12 protein-coding genes and 1 pseudogene are annotated in these 14,087 nt (G+C 65.6%); 5 read left to right on the top strand and 8 right to left on the bottom strand.

What is annotated here, in order from left to right; genetic code table 11:
• Positions 1–237: hypothetical protein (locus RBB18_RS08950; RefSeq protein WP_306110928.1), on the top strand; the 237-nt coding region annotated here is incomplete at its 5' end.
• A 133-nt stretch (positions 238–370) separates the two neighbouring features.
• Here the strand turns inward: RBB18_RS08950 and RBB18_RS08955 are convergent.
• Together RBB18_RS08955 and RBB18_RS08960 are read right to left on the bottom strand one after the other, a co-directional pair.
• Positions 371–1,078: an exopolysaccharide biosynthesis protein gene (locus RBB18_RS08955; RefSeq protein ID WP_306110929.1), complete on the bottom strand. Its 708-nt coding sequence runs from the start codon at positions 1,076–1,078 to the stop codon at positions 371–373.
• An 84-nt stretch (positions 1,079–1,162) separates the two neighbouring features.
• Positions 1,163–3,637 carry a vitamin K epoxide reductase family protein gene (locus RBB18_RS08960; RefSeq protein ID WP_306110930.1) on the bottom strand — a complete coding sequence of 825 codons (2,475 nt, stop codon included), beginning with the start codon at positions 3,635–3,637 and terminating at the stop codon, positions 1,163–1,165.
• Positions 3,638–4,243: 606 nt separating this feature from the next.
• Between RBB18_RS08960 and RBB18_RS08965 the strand changes: the two genes are divergently transcribed.
• Entirely contained in the window at positions 4,244–4,699 is a 456-nt protein-coding gene (locus RBB18_RS08965; RefSeq protein ID WP_306110931.1) for a hypothetical protein, read from the top strand.
• Between the two features lie 130 nt (positions 4,700–4,829).
• Here the strand turns inward: RBB18_RS08965 and RBB18_RS08970 are convergent.
• The 4 genes and pseudogenes from RBB18_RS08970 to RBB18_RS08985 all read right to left on the bottom strand — a co-directional run.
• Positions 4,830–5,216: pseudogene (locus tag RBB18_RS08970) on the bottom strand (cytochrome c); the annotation flags it as partial.
• Positions 5,217–5,274: 58 nt separating this feature from the next.
• Positions 5,275–5,592 (bottom strand): hypothetical protein, encoded by a 318-nt coding sequence (locus tag RBB18_RS08975; protein ID WP_306110933.1) that lies wholly within the window; start codon positions 5,590–5,592, stop codon positions 5,275–5,277.
• Positions 5,589–8,072: a cytochrome c oxidase subunit I gene (gene ctaD / locus RBB18_RS08980; RefSeq protein ID WP_306110934.1), complete on the bottom strand. Its 2,484-nt coding sequence runs from the start codon at positions 8,070–8,072 to the stop codon at positions 5,589–5,591. Before ctaD ends, RBB18_RS08975 begins: the two co-directional genes overlap by 4 nt.
• Positions 8,069–8,713, bottom strand: coding sequence for a cytochrome c oxidase subunit II (locus RBB18_RS08985; protein ID WP_306110935.1), 645 nt, complete (start codon positions 8,711–8,713; stop codon positions 8,069–8,071). The genes ctaD and RBB18_RS08985 overlap by 4 nt, the downstream gene beginning before the upstream one ends.
• Before the next feature lie 42 nt (positions 8,714–8,755).
• On the opposite strand from RBB18_RS08985, the gene RBB18_RS08990 reads away from it, so the two are divergent.
• Positions 8,756–9,274: a DUF2231 domain-containing protein gene (locus RBB18_RS08990; RefSeq protein ID WP_371931616.1), complete on the top strand. Its 519-nt coding sequence runs from the start codon at positions 8,756–8,758 to the stop codon at positions 9,272–9,274.
• Here RBB18_RS08990 and RBB18_RS08995 read toward each other — a convergent pair.
• Both RBB18_RS08995 and RBB18_RS09000 read right to left on the bottom strand, forming a co-directional pair.
• Positions 9,244–9,759, bottom strand: a complete 516-nt coding sequence (locus tag RBB18_RS08995) for a CopD family protein (RefSeq protein ID WP_103761819.1) — start codon at positions 9,757–9,759, stop codon at positions 9,244–9,246. The genes RBB18_RS08990 and RBB18_RS08995 overlap by 31 nt on opposite strands.
• A complete protein-coding gene (locus tag RBB18_RS09000; RefSeq protein ID WP_245890391.1) occupies positions 9,756–10,520 on the bottom strand; it encodes a cytochrome c oxidase assembly protein in 765 nt (254 codons plus the stop codon). Before RBB18_RS09000 ends, RBB18_RS08995 begins: the two co-directional genes overlap by 4 nt.
• Before the next feature lie 157 nt (positions 10,521–10,677).
• On the opposite strand from RBB18_RS09000, the gene RBB18_RS09005 reads away from it, so the two are divergent.
• Together RBB18_RS09005 and ligD are read left to right on the top strand one after the other, a co-directional pair.
• Positions 10,678–11,505, top strand: a complete 828-nt coding sequence (locus RBB18_RS09005; protein WP_103761818.1) for a Ku protein — start codon at positions 10,678–10,680, stop codon at positions 11,503–11,505.
• On the top strand, positions 11,502–13,946 hold the full coding sequence (gene ligD / locus RBB18_RS09010) for a DNA ligase D (RefSeq protein WP_306110936.1): 2,445 nt from the start codon (positions 11,502–11,504) through the stop codon (positions 13,944–13,946). The genes RBB18_RS09005 and ligD overlap by 4 nt, the downstream gene beginning before the upstream one ends.
• Positions 13,947–14,087: the final 141 nt, after the last annotated feature.

Raw genomic sequence — 14,087 nt, forward strand, 5'->3', positions numbered from 1 at the left:
GGTATCAAGCGTAAGACCCGCAAGCTTTACTCGGCGGAGGAGAAGATCCGCATCGTGCTTGCCGGGATGCGGGGCGATGAGGATGTAATCCGCGGCGATTTGCAGACTGAACCCGGTCTTCGTTTCCGACAGGTCGATCCAGTGATGGATTGGGGAGACATGCTGTACCGAGCGGTAGCCGTTGGGGCTGTTCTTCTCGTAGACTCAGGTCAGACCATTCGCGTCCCGCATCCATGATGGCGAGTTTATAGGCTGTCGTAGCACCTGAGGTGCACATGGCTGCAAAGACGGTCGTTTCACATTCGTCAAGAAACCCTCAGAAATCCGGACCGCCCTCATGGTGGCAATAGCCGAATTGCCCGCTCTGGTGTCAGACCCAATAATAGATCGCTACAGGCAATATCGACAGCAGGCCGAGCGAAACAAGCGCCAGCACGCCGTCGCGGGTCAACAGGCTGGCGGCGAAGAGTGCGATCACGGCCGAAGCTATGGAGACGGACGTTGGCACGATCTCCATGAACGGCATGAACAACGCGAGCGCCATCACGAGGGTCAGTGGCAGCCACGTCCAAGGACGGTGAAACAGCCAGGTCAGTCGCGGTTTCAGGAAGCGCTCGACAAGGCGGACGGGCCGCCGCAGCCAGCGGATGCCCTTGCAGAGCTTACCGGTCGACAACCTCCGACGGGTGACGAAACCCGGAAGCCAGACGCTCTTTCGCCCCACCATCATCTGCGCCACGAGGATGAAGACCAGCGCCGCCACCACGGCGGTGATCCCGGGGATGGCGCTGGCCGGCGAGGTGGAAACCAGCGAGAAGGCCAGCATCAGCGCGGCGAAGGAAGAGTGACCAAGCGTATCGACCACATCCTCGACCGAAATCTCCTCACCCGAAACGGAGCGCTCGAGTTCGTCGAGAACATCGCTCAGTGCATGGGTCGCGGGGTGGTGCATGCCGGTTTCTCCGTCATCCGAGTGTGACCGACAGGACGGTGCCACCGTGGCAGACAGTGCAGCCGCGGTCCAGGCGAGCGAAGTGATGCCACCCGGCGCCCGCACGTCATCGATCAGCCGGGACATTCGCGTGCCCGAGAGCCAGACGACCACCGTTGGCCCCGGGAAGAGCGCCGCACCGGCTGCGAGCGGGAGGCTTGCGAACCCTGCTCATACCACCACGCGCGACCAGCCGCCGTAGCTGTGGCGGACTGGTCCGCGCGCCAGGCTGACGGCCATCAATGCCAGCCCGGCGGCGATGTCAGCGCCGCTCTGGACCCAGGTCGCCTCCATCACCAGCGCGCAGATGACCAGCGCCGCGCCGAGGCAGACGTTGAGGAACCGCGCGGCGCGAATGCTCTCGGCCATGGCGCTGACCCCGATGGTGACTGCCAGCGCGCCGATCAGGTGGTCGGTGTTGGCCAAGGTGCCTTCGGTGCCCAAGGTCAGCCGGGTGAACATCAGCCAGGTGCCGATCGCCACGCTGGCTACCAGGCCCCAGGTCACGCTCACGCCGCCGCCCAGCATCTCGCGCGCCACGGCGCCGGCGGGCCGCTCGAAGCTTTCGTCGCGGCGGTCGTCCGGCCCGTCATCGGTGTCGCCGGTCAGGAAGACCCGCAGGATCGGTGCGCCCGCCCGGTGACGGCGGCGCAGGAACTGGCAGGTCGCGATCAGCTCGTCCACCGCATAGGGGATCTGGACCAGCATGGCGGCGGCGGTGATCAGGCAGAGCGTGCACCACGTGCCTAGCAAGATCGGCTGGATGATGATGAAGGTGATGGAGATCACGCCCAGGGGAACGATCATGATGCCGAAGATGAGCACCAGCCAGGGCATCGTGCGCCAGCGGCGGGCCGAGCCGATGAAGCCGATGAGAATTTCCAGCAGGTAGGTCAGCGCGCCAAGGCCCGCGTCCGGCACCGGCCAGGCCTCGGAGATGTCCGAGGTGATTATTTCTTCGGTGCCGTTCTGCGGATTGTCGGGCGCGCCTGGGAAAAACGGCTCCCATACCCCGTCCACGTGGCCCATCTGGTAGGCGGCGAGGTAGCGCGACACAAAGAGCCCGATGAAGGCCAGCCCGATCACCGGCATCCGCTGGGTCCAGTCGGACGGAGAGTAATCCCAGCCGGGCGGGATCGTCGGCCCGGTTGTGGCCGACATGGTGCCGATCCCCGGCGCGGGGCGGGTGCAGACCGCGAGGCCGAAGATCGCCGCCCCCGCCAGCGTGCCGTTGAGGTAGGCCGCGGCACTTTCGGTCCAGAATACCAGCGGCGCGGTCATGATCCAGGCGGCGACCGCGGCGACCCCCCAGCGGACCAGTGCGGCGCGCCAGGAGAGCGCCAGGAAACTTCCGATCACCACCAGGACCCCCGCAGCAATGTCGCTGACCAGTAAGCCGGTCAGGTCGGTGTAGCCCAGGATCACCGGAGCGGTGATCATCCAGGCCCCCAGCCCGATGTTGAGGAACTGCGCCCAGACGTTTCGGGCATGAGTGGTGCGGAACTGGTCTTCGTGACGTCTGCGCAATGCTTCGGGGTCGTTACGATCCTTCGCGGCCTGAAGCCAGTGCGGCTTAGTTAGACCATTGGCCTCATACCAGCCCTCCGGGTCGTTCTTCAGCCTGGCGATCATCGCCGGCAATTCCTCGCGGATCGAATGCTTCGGCGTCCACCCCAGCAATTCTTCGGCGCGGGAGATGTCGAGCTCGTAATGGTCATCCGCCATTCTGACCATAAACGGCTTTATGAAAGGCTCCTCGCCATGGTAGAAATCATCCGGCACGACCGGCTCGGCCTTAACCTGCGCCCAGGCCCCGGCGGCGGCGATCGGCTTGGGGACCGAGAGCGTCTGCCAGTCTTCGGTGCCGTGGATCAGCTGCGCGATGCGCCGTTGCAGCGCATCATAGCCCATGGCCTCGCGCTCGCCGATCAGGATCGTCACGTCCTCGGACAGATTGTCCCGGCGGTCGACCGTGCGGGCGAAGGCCTCGAGCATGTCGTCCTTGTGCAGGAAGGATTGGCCAGTGGACAGGTCGCCGGAATAGGCGTGCGATTTCGGGTCGCGTTCGTAGATGCGGCGGATCTGCTCGGCCAGCGTGGGCACGGCTGTTCGTTCGTCATAAAGGCCGGCAAGATGCAGCAGGGCATAGGGGATGCCGCCATGTTCGGCCCGGATCACCTCCTCGGTGCGCGCCTTCGAGGCGGGATAGGCCCAGCCCGGCTCCACCGGAGTGTCTTCGGTGACCGGGATCCCGGGGGCCGAGGGGCGGTGCACCAGCATGGTGCCGGAATAGATGAAACGGTCGACGCGGAATTGCCGCAGCCCGCGCAGCAGGTTGCGGGTGCCCTCCTCGTTGACCTTCTCGTAGAGCAGGCTTTCCTCGCCCGAGAAGTCGAAATAGGCGGCAAGGTGGATGACGGCGGCTATGTGATCGCCATGCTGTGATCGCACCTGTTCCATTGCGCTGCCGACCGACGCCGCATCGGTGATATCGAAAGCGAAGATGTCCTCAGCTTCCTGCAGGTCGAGGCCGACCACCCGGTAGTCATCAGCCAGCCGCCGCGTCAGGGCGCCACCGAGATTTCCGGCTGCCCCGGTGATCAAAACCAGGGGTTTCCGCCGATCATTCTCCGTGTTTTCGGTCATGCAGTCCTCCCGGTGTTCCGTGGGCCAAAATTGTCCACCGCGCCGGATGTGAAAGCCGGACAGTCAGTCGCACGATGACCAAGTCTCTTGATTCAACACAGGCCGATCCGCCGCGTTCCAATCACGCAACGATGAAAGCGATTGCCACGGCCGCCAGTGCCAGAAGCCCGCGACGACCCACCGGGCGGGTTGCCGGGATCCGTCGCCCTGGATGTCCTCTGAGCCCGGCTTACGGTCGGCGCTCGCGTATCGGTTCGCCTCTCGTTGCATTGCCGTTGACACCTGTGCCGCGCTCGGCGGAGTTCCCGCCGCTTCGTCGTCCGTGCCCAGCGGCGCAGCGACGGGGCCTTGGAATGCAACCTTGTCGCCCTCTGCGCCACGTTAAATCCGATCGCGCAGGCGTGCCGCTCCGGCTGCGTCAGAGCGCTCCTTGGACATGGAAATGTCGCCGTGCTTTCGATCCGTGAGGTCGGTTTCGGATTTCATTTGAACCTCTTACGAGCACACTGGTGATGAATTCGACTAACAGATGCGCGCGGATAATGTTTCGAGGGGTGCTCGCTGTGGGGGAGCGTTTCTTTGCTCACAAGGAGTCGCGCCCAACAAATGTTGGAGACGAAACCCGGTGATGACCTCACCTTGAATGACAGTATCCATATTGGCCCCGACCGCGGCTTCGCCCTTGCCGGAGACTGGATGGATTCAGCGGACAGACGCCGCATCGAGGCAGGGCGCGCGCTGCTGGGAACTGCCGCGTTCACAGGCGGTTTCCCCTGTAGGAGGATCCGGGTTATGACGCAGGAAAACAGCCGTCAATTGCGAACGCGGAATGGAGATTGGATTTCCCCGCAAGAGTTGCAAGAGGTTCTCGCCGAAGAGGGATATTCCTGGAGCGAAAGAATGAACTTCCTGAACTCGGTCTTGACCGACCTGGCGGCAGAGAGCGCCGAGCATGGCGCACCCGACGGCAAGGCTGCGGCATTGCTCGCAGAGGTTCGGCGCATTCTGGAAGAGGAGCAGGGCAAGTATGGGCGGCGCCCAATCGCGGAGGATTTGCCGTGACCGATGACCCGGAAAATGGCGCCGCGCAAACGTCAGGTGACGATAACGGCCAGCTCAAGCGTGCGATCGTTAACCTGTCTGCAAATCCGGGCATCCGCAGCGTGTAGGGACGCTTGGGTGTCGAGGGCAGTTCCGACCCGTTCAGGATCATCGAGATCAGCCCCGTCGAGCTTTCCGCCGTGACCAGCGCATTGCCATCGAGTTCGGGAAAGACCTCGTCGGCGCCGTGCCCGTCGGCGAAATGGCAGGCGTTGCAGTTGTCGATGTAGAGCCGTGCCCCAGGGGCATGTCCGGGTCGGCCGAGGCGATCAGGGCCTCGGTCCCGGTCCTGTCGCCGGAGCGTTCCGGCGCCGCGCCGCCGCCGTTCAGCCCCAAGAGGAAGGCCGACATGGCGGCGAGGTCCTCTGCGCTCATGAACTGGGTGGAATTCCGGATGACCAACTGCATCTCGCCGTTGACTGCCGCATGGGCGTTGCGCCCGGTCGAGAAGATGGCGAGCAGGTCCTTCCGGCTCCACCCGACTATGGCGCGCCTCGTGAGGGTGTGACGGGAACCTACAAACTCAAAGTTGCACCTCAATTGCATGTCGTAATGGACACAACCGGCAGAAGCGTCCAGATCGTGGCGACCAGACCCACCCACCCCCCGGCGCGGCTGACGAAGCGGACAAGGTCGGATGACGGGTGCGGCCAGAAGTAGTGCGCCGCCAGAAGCGCCAGTTGCGCCAGGATCGTTAGGGCATAGCCTGCGCCCAGCAGCAGACCGGGCAGCGCCACGCCGGACACCGTCCCCGTCAGGCCGTGGCCGCAGATCGATCCGTGCAGCCCGTAGACCGCGCTAAACGCGGCCAGCCACAGCAGGGGCGACACCAGAATACGCAGCACATCCGTCATGGCAGAAACCCGGGCAGGTGCGCGGCCAAAAGGATCAGTGTTGCGGTAGCGGCCAAGTAGTCGATCCAAAGGCCAGCCACCGGAAAATCCGCCCGGCGCCGGGCCGAGGTCAGCCCGCCCCGGACCTTGGCGGTCAGGACGGCAATCATCAGCGCGGCCAGTCCCGCGTGGACCAGACCGTAGGCGCCCAGCACCGTCAGCGTTGCGCCATAGGCGTGCCCGTCCGGGTCCGGCGCGCGCAGCATCATCGCCGCGCAGGCGATCCCGATGGCGCAGGCGGCGGCGAAGGACAGGCCAAGCGCGGCCAGCACGTTGGCGTCGCGGCGCACCGCCCGGATCGCCACCCGCATGGCCAAGGGTCCGGTGGCCGCGCCCGCCAGGCCGATGCCTACCTCCAGGCCCGAGGGGGTAAACCACGCAGGCGGCGGCCAGCCCGGGGCGACGGTCCAGAGAAAGGCGAACCCGAACAGGAGCGACCCGAAGAAGGTGGCGTTCGCCGTCAGCAGGAACACCGACCCCCACCAGCCCGGCCCGCGGTCGGTCGCGGCGGCGGGGGGCAATTCCAGCCCGTGGCCGACGTCCTGCGCGGGCAGATCGTCACGACGGCCCAGCGCCCAGACCCAGCGACAGGCCAGCGCTGCCACGCCGGCGAGGGCCAGGGGGGTCAGCCAGTAGAGCTTGAGCAGGAGCGACAGAAAGAACAGGCCCGTGACCGCCGACATCACGATCGGCAGTCGGGTGTTCGACGGGTAGGTCACGTGGAAATCCGGTCGGCCGGAGGCGACGTCGACGGTCAGCGTCTCGCGGCAGCCCTGCCGGGGGCTTTCCAGGTAGCCTTCGCCGCGGGCCAGCCGCAGAGCGAGGTCCGGGTTCCGGGCCAGCGGCTCGCGGTCGGTGACCTGCGGAAGGCTGGCGAAGTTGTAGGCCGGTGGCGGCTGGATCATCGCCCATTCCAGCGTGCCCGCCTTCCAGGGATCGCGCCGGCCCCGCACAGCCGTGACGGAATTGAGGATGATATCCAACAGGACCATCGCCAGACCGATCGCCAGCACGAAACTGCCGACGGAGGACACCAGGTTGATCGCGGTCCAGCCATCTTCGGGCGCATAGGTCGGGATGCGTCGGCGCTGGCCCAGGAGGCCGACCCAGTGCATGGCCAGGAAGGTCACGTGGAATCCGGTGAAAACCAGTGCGAAGGCGAATTCCCCCAACCGGAAGAACCGCTTTCGCCCGGTGACATGCGGCAGCCAGTAGTAGATCCCGGCCAGCACCGGAAAGACGAAGCCGCCGAACAGGACATAGTGCAGATGCGCGGTGACGAAGGCGGTGTCATGCACCTGCCAGTCGAAGGGCACCACGGCGACCATCACGCCGGTCAGCCCGCCGATCACGAAGGTCACGAAGAAGCCGAGGATGTGCAGCATCGGCATGTGCAGTTCGGGCCGGCCCCGCCACATCGTGCCGATCCACGCGAAGATCTGCACCGACGTTGGCACCGCCACCAGCGTCGAGGCGGCCGAGAAGAAGGCCAGTCCCATGTGCGGGATGCCGGTGGTGAACATGTGGTGGACCCACAAGCCGAAGGACAGGAAGGCCAGCGCCACCGCCGCCGCGACGATCCAGCCGTAGCCCAGCAGGGCGGTGCGGCACATCACCGGCAGCACGGTCGAGATCACGCCCGCGGCAGGCAGGAAGATGATGTAGACCTCGGGGTGGCCGAACAGCCAGAACAGGTGCTGCCAGAGCAGGCTGTCGCCCCCCAGCTCGGCCTGGAAGAACGGCAGGCCGAAGGCGCGCTCGACTTCCAGCAGCACGGAGCCGAGGATCAGCGGCGGAAACCCCGTCAGGATCATCAGCGCGGTAACAAGCGCATACCAGGCGAAGATCGGCATCCTGTCCAGAGACATGCCCGGCGCACGGAATTTCAGGATCGAGACGGTGATCTCGACCGCTGCCGCGATGGCCGAAATCTCGACGAAGGTGATGCCGATCAGCCAGAAATCGGTGTTGATTCCCGGCGAATGGATCGCGCCGCTGAGCGGCGGGTACATGAACCAGCCGCTATCGGGGGCGATTCCCAGCAGCATCGACACGAGAAGCATCGTTCCGCCGAAGGCGTAACACCAGTAGCCATAGGCCGTAAGCCGCGGGAAGGCCAGGTCGCGGGTGCCCAGCATCTTGGGCAGCAGATAGACCGCCAGCCCCTCGAAGGTGGGGATGGCGAAGAGGAACATCATGATGGTCCCGTGCATGGTGAAGATCTGGTTGTAGATCTCGGGCCCCGCGAAGGCCGAATGCGGCGTGGCAAGCTGGGCGCGGATCAGCATCGCCAGAAGCCCGCCGACGACGAAGAAGAAGAAGGCGGTGACAAGGAACATCCGCCCCAGGTCGGTATGGTTCACGGTCGAGAACCAGCCGCGGAAGCCCGGCTCGGACGCCCAGATGCGAGAGAGGGCGCGATGGCGTCGGAGTGCGTTCATTCGGGTTCACCTGCAAGGAAGGCCGTCCAGCCGGCCGCGTCATGCGCGGTGACGGTGAAGGTCAGGTCGCCGTAGCCGGCGCCGCTGAACTCTGCGCTGAGTCCCCGGTAGGTGCCCGGCGCGTCGGCCTCGATCCGCAGGATGTTCACATGGCCGGGGATCGCATCGAGCTTGCCGGCAAGTCGGGGTACCCAGAACGCGTGGATCACGTCTTCGGTCGTGATCACCACATCGACCGGCCGCCCGGCGGGAATGTGCAGTACCGCGCTGGTCGTCCGGTCGGCTGCGTCGGGATAGGTGAACAACCAGCCGTCGCGGCTGCCGGTCGCGGCGACCTCGACGACCTCGTCGCCGGCGCGTGGCAGCAAGCGTTCACCGATCACCAGGCCGTAGGCCAGCAGCGCGGCAAGCACGGCCATCGGAAAGGCCAGGCCAAGGCCGATCACCCAGGTGCGAATGCCGTGCCTTTCGCTGCCCGGTCCATCACGGCGGAGAAAGGGCAGGGCCGTCAGCACCATCACCAAGGCGAAGATCAGCGTCGCCCCCGCCAGCAGCACCCACCACAGGGTAGCGATCTCGCGCGCGGCCGGTCCGGCCGGATCGACGACGGATAGCGCCCCGTCGCAACCTGCAAGCGTCACAAGCGTTGTGGTCGCAACGACAGTGCGACACAGTGGGGCGACATGGTGACGGAACCGATGGTGAACGAGGAAGACGAGGAACTGATCGATCCGGTCAGCGAACGTCCCGGCTTTGGCGAAACGGAATCGCAGATCGCGATCCTGGGCCATCCGATCCATGCGATGAGCGTGGCGTTCCCAGTCGCTCTGACCGTCTGCACCCTGGGGGCGGATGCGCTGTTTTGGTGGACGGGCGACGCGTTCTGGGCACGCGCGGCCTTGTGGGCCGCGGGCACCGGCTTCCTGTTCGGGATGTTTGCGGGACTTTCCGGCACGGCCGAATTGCTGTTCGTGCCGGGTATCCGCGCGCGGGCCCCGGCCTGGACGCATTTCATCATCGCTGTCACATTGCTGGCCCTTCTGGGGGCCAACTGGGGTCAGCGGCTCTACGGATATCAGGAGGCGGTGCTGCCCTACGGCATCCTGATGTCGGCACTTTGCGTCTGCGTGGTGGGCTTCACGGGGTGGCATGGGGGCAAGCTCGTCTTCGATTACCGGCTGGGGACGTCCAAGGGCAACTGACCGCCACGGGGTTCGGTCATCCATTCGGGAAAGCTGATCCAGTCCAGCGTCGGTTTCGCCAGCACAAGGGTGAGTATGAACAGGCAGGGCACCAGTGCGGCCGCGACGGGCAGCAGGGGGTGCGGCGGCCGATGTCGGCCCGGCTTCTCGGCGACCTTCACCAGAACGTGGCCGATCCAGGCGTGGACGGCGACAAGGAGCGCAACGAAAGCGAGCTTGGCATAAAGCCACGGCACGAAAACCTCGCGCAGGAAGATCAGCCAGGTTCCCGCGATGACGGTCAGCACAGCGGCGGGGGTGACGATCATTGTGTAGGTCATATGGGTGGCGTGCCGGATGATGCGATAATCGTCGGCGACGACGGCAGGGTCATGGCGGGCCAGCATGAGGGGCAGAACCAGCAGTCCGCCGCACCACAGCGTCAGCCCGGCGACATGCAGCAGCTTGAGCAGCGGCACGGTCGAGAGGATCCAGTCGATTGTCATGCCGGACCCGAGGACAGGTGTGACCAGGAGCGCCGGGCCACGACGATGGCGGCCGCCGCGTAGGGAACACCGGTCGGCACCCACATGATCAGCCCGCCCAGCTGCTGGTCCTGAAGCGGCGTGAGGCCCCAGAGAAACGGTGCCACGGCATGCGCCGCGTATAGCGGCGCGGGGGCGAATGTCAGGATCGCGCCAAGCATGCCCATCTGCGCAAACCCAGCCACCACGAAGACCAGCCGGTCGATGGGTGCATCCTCGATGGCGAAGATGCCCCGCCAGAACCAGACGGCGCTGCCAAGCAACGTCAGTTGCATCAGCCAGTAGACCGCCACGTTGGACAACGCCAAGTCATAGCTTGCCGGGACGTGCCATATCCACAGCACCGCCGTCGAAACCGAAAAGGGCAGGGCCGGGCCGGGCCTGCCGCGCCCGCGCCAGACCACCGCCAGAAGCGGCGCCGCCACCGCCACCAGAAGAACGTGATGCAGCACCCGTGCCGAAAACAGGGCAGAGGAAAGCGCACACAAGGGCGAAACGAACGCGACGAACATCACCGCGACAGCCGCCAGCCCGGCAGGCTCGCGCCGCAGCAGCGCCGTCAGCCCCAAAAGCGCCGCGAGAACCGCCGGATCGAGGTTCCAGCTTGTCCAAAGCTCCGCGGGCGGCGGCGGTTGTCCGCAGTAGATCCCGTCCATGATCAGAAACTCCCCGGGCCTATCCGTCGCTTCGTTGCGCGTGGCGGCAAGGTGGGCCTGCCGCACGACTTTCTTCCTATCAAACCCAAACCCGCAATCCCACCGAATGTTTCCGCGGCCGCTGACCGCGCCGCGCCCCGGAAAGGCCCGCGTTGAACTCCTGCGCCGGTTCGGACGTTGACTCCCCGACGTTGCACCCCGCGCGGCAGGAAAGGCAAGGATCATGGCATCACGCGCTCTCTGGATAGGACAGCTTCGCCTGTCGCTGGTGTCCATTCCGGTGGAAATCCATTCCGCCCGCGATTCCTCTTCGCGCGTGTCGTTCCGCCAGATCCACAAGCCCTCGGGCAAGCCCGTCCGCTACCAGAAGGCGGTTCAGGGGGTCGGCCCCGTCGAGAACGATGACATCATGAAGGGCTACGAGACCGAGGACGGGGACTATATCCTGCTCGACAAGGACGAGATCGACGCGATCAAGCTGGAGACGAAAAAGACGCTGGAACTCGTCCAGTTCGTCGAGACCTCGGAAATCGCGCCCATCTGGTTCGACCGGCCCTATTATGTCGTGCCCTCCGACGAGCTTGCGGAAGATGCCTATCGCGTGGTTCGCGATGCCCTGCGGCAAACGAAGAAGGCGGGTCTCGGTCAGCTGACCATGCGCGGCAAGGAATACCTATGCGCCATTCGCCCCTGCGGCGACGGACTGCTGATGGAGACGCTGCACTACGAGGATGATATTCGCGACGCCGATCCTTTGTTCTCAGGGATCGAGGACGACGCCTCGGACGAGGAACTGCTGGAGGTCGCCACGCAGCTGATCGACAAGAAGACCGCGCCTTTCGACGCTTCGGCCTTCGAGGATCACTACGCGGCGGCTCTCAAGGACCTGATCTCGGCCAAGATGAAATCGAAGAAGACACCCCGCGCCAAGGCCGCGGATGACGGCGGCGACGCCGAGGCGGAGAACGTGGTCGATCTGATGGATGCGCTGAAGAAAAGCCTGAAGCAGAGCAAGGGCGGCAAGTCCACCCGCCGCAAGAAGGCATCGTGAGATCCCTGGACGCATATCGCGAGAAGCGGGATTTCGACGTCACGCCGGAGCCCCGCGCCGAGCTTGTCGAGGCCGGCGGCGAGCGCCTGTCCTTCGTTGTCCAGAAACACGACGCGAGCCGCCTACACTACGACTTTCGCCTGGAACTGGGCGGTGTGCTGCTGTCCTGGGCCGTCACCAAGGGCCCCTCGACCGAGCCGTCGCAAAAGCGCCTCGCGGTGCGCACCGAGGATCACCCGGTGTCCTATGGCGGTTTCGAGGGCACCATCCCGAAGGACGAATACGGCGGCGGCACCGTCATGCTGTGGGACAACGGCTGGTGGGAACCCCTGCACGATCCCGAAGAGGGTTTGGAGGAAGGCAAGCTGCATTTCAGGCTTCATGGCGCGCGGATGAAAGGCGGCTGGGCGCTGGTGCGGATGCGCGGAAAAAAGGGCGAGAAACGCGAGAACTGGCTGCTGATCAAGGAACGCGACGATTTTGCCGGGCGCACCGCCGATGCGCTGACCAACAAGCACCGCACCTCGGTCACCACGGGTCGGGCGATGCGCGCCATTGCCGGGGGCAAACACGCCGCCACCCCCGCGAAACACACCAAGCCGCTGCCCCGCTTCCGCAAAGTCCAGCTTGCCACCCTGCGCGACGCCCCGCCCGACGGCGAGGGCTGGCAGCACGAGGCCAAGTTCGATGGCTATCGCTGCGTGATCGCCGTGGGCAAGGGCGGGGTGCGGCTCTACTCGCGCAACGGCAAGGACTGGTCGGACCGGTTCGGGGCGCTCTGTGAACCGGCGGCGGCGTTGGCGTGTGGCTCGGCCCTGATCGACGGGGAAGTGATCGCCGGGGCCGGGGGAGGGGACTTCTCGACGCTCCAGAAAGCACTGAAGGCCGGCGACCCGCTCACCTGCTACCTCTTCGACATCCTTGTCCTCGATGGCGAGGATCTGACCGGCAAGCCGCTCTCGGAACGGCGCGAGGCGCTGGAAGGGCTCATGGACGGGCAGCCGCCCCGCGGGCCGCTCCGCCTCAGCCCGGTGATCGAGGGCGATGGTGCGGCTGCCCTTGCCGTAATCTGCGAGGCCGGGGGCGAGGGCCTCATCTCCAAGCGCATCGACGCCCTCTATCGCGCCGGCCGCAGCAAAAGCTGGATCAAGGCCAAGTGCATCCGCCGGGCCGAATTCGTGGTCGCCGGATGGTCGCCCTCGGACAAGAAGGGCAGGCCGTTTTCCTCGCTGATCCTGGGGAGTTACGAAAAGGGCACGCTGATATACCGGGGCCGCGTCGGCACGGGGTTCGACGGCGACGACATGGCGGAACTGATGGCCGCCTTGAAGCCTCTTGCCCGCAAGACACCCCCGTTTGACGAAAAGCTGCCCGACGAGGCAGCTGGCGCCCGCTGGGTCACGCCAAGGCTGGTGATCGAAGCGGACTATGCCGAGTTCACCAGCGAAGGCCGGATACGCCACGGCGTCTACAAGAGCCTGCGCGAAGACAAGGAGGCCCGGGACGTGAGTGCCAGAGCCGAAGCGAAGAACGACAGCGGCGACGACGAGAAAACCATCGCCGGCGTCCGCATTTCCAGCACCTCGCGCAGGGTCTATCCCGATGCGGGGCTGACCAAGGGCGAGGTTGCGGAACATTACGCTCAGGTCGCCGAGCGGATGCTCGATGATGTGGCCGACCGCCCCCTGGCGCTGTTGCGCTGCCCCGACGGGATCGCGGGCGATTGCTTCTTCCAGAAACACGCGGGCAAGGGCTTTCCCGAGGGCGTCAAATCCATTCCCATCGAGGAAAAGGACGGCGATACAGCCGATTACATGTATGTCGACGGCCCCGAAGGCCTCGTTGGCGCGGCGCAGATGGGCACGCTGGAATTCCACATCTGGGGCGCGCGCCGCGACCGGATCGAACTGCCCGACCGGATGGTGTTCGATCTCGATCCCGACGAGGGTCTCGGCTTCGCCAAGGTGAAGGCGGCGGCGGAAGAGGTTCGCGAGGGCCTGAGCGCCTGCGGGCTGGACAGCGCGCCCATGGTCACGGGCGGCAAGGGGGTGCACGTGATCGTGCCGCTGCGCCGCATTGCCGAGTGGGAGACGGTGAAAACCTTCGCCAAGACCTTTGCCACAGTCCTCGCGGAGCGCCACCCGAAGCGATACACCGCCACCATGTCCAAGACCAAACGCAAGGGGCGCGTGTTCATCGACTGGTTGCGCAACGAGCGCGGCGCCACCGCCATCGCTCCTTATTCCCTCCGCGCGCGCGCCGGCGCCGCGGTCGCGGTGCCGGTGACCTGGGCCGAGTTGCAGGACCTGAGCCGTCCCGACGGCTTTCATGTGGGCGATATGGCGGCACGTCTGAAACGCCCGTGTCCGTTGCGGTCGGCCAAGGCGCGCGGAATCGGAACCGAGGTCGTGGAAGCTCTGGAAGACTGGTCTCGCGACTGAAAGCCCTCGGGCGGCACATGCGGGGCCGTGCAATGCTGGCGCGGCTCGACGCAACGACCGCTTCGAGGCGCTGCGTAGTGCATGCCCTGCGCTGATGCCTGCCCCGATCAAAGTGCGAGCGGTCACTTGTCGACCGTTCGG

Origin of the sequence: Roseovarius sp. MMSF_3298 (genome assembly GCF_030733705.1) — a bacterium.
GTDB lineage: Bacteria > Pseudomonadota > Alphaproteobacteria > Rhodobacterales > Rhodobacteraceae > Roseovarius > Roseovarius confluentis.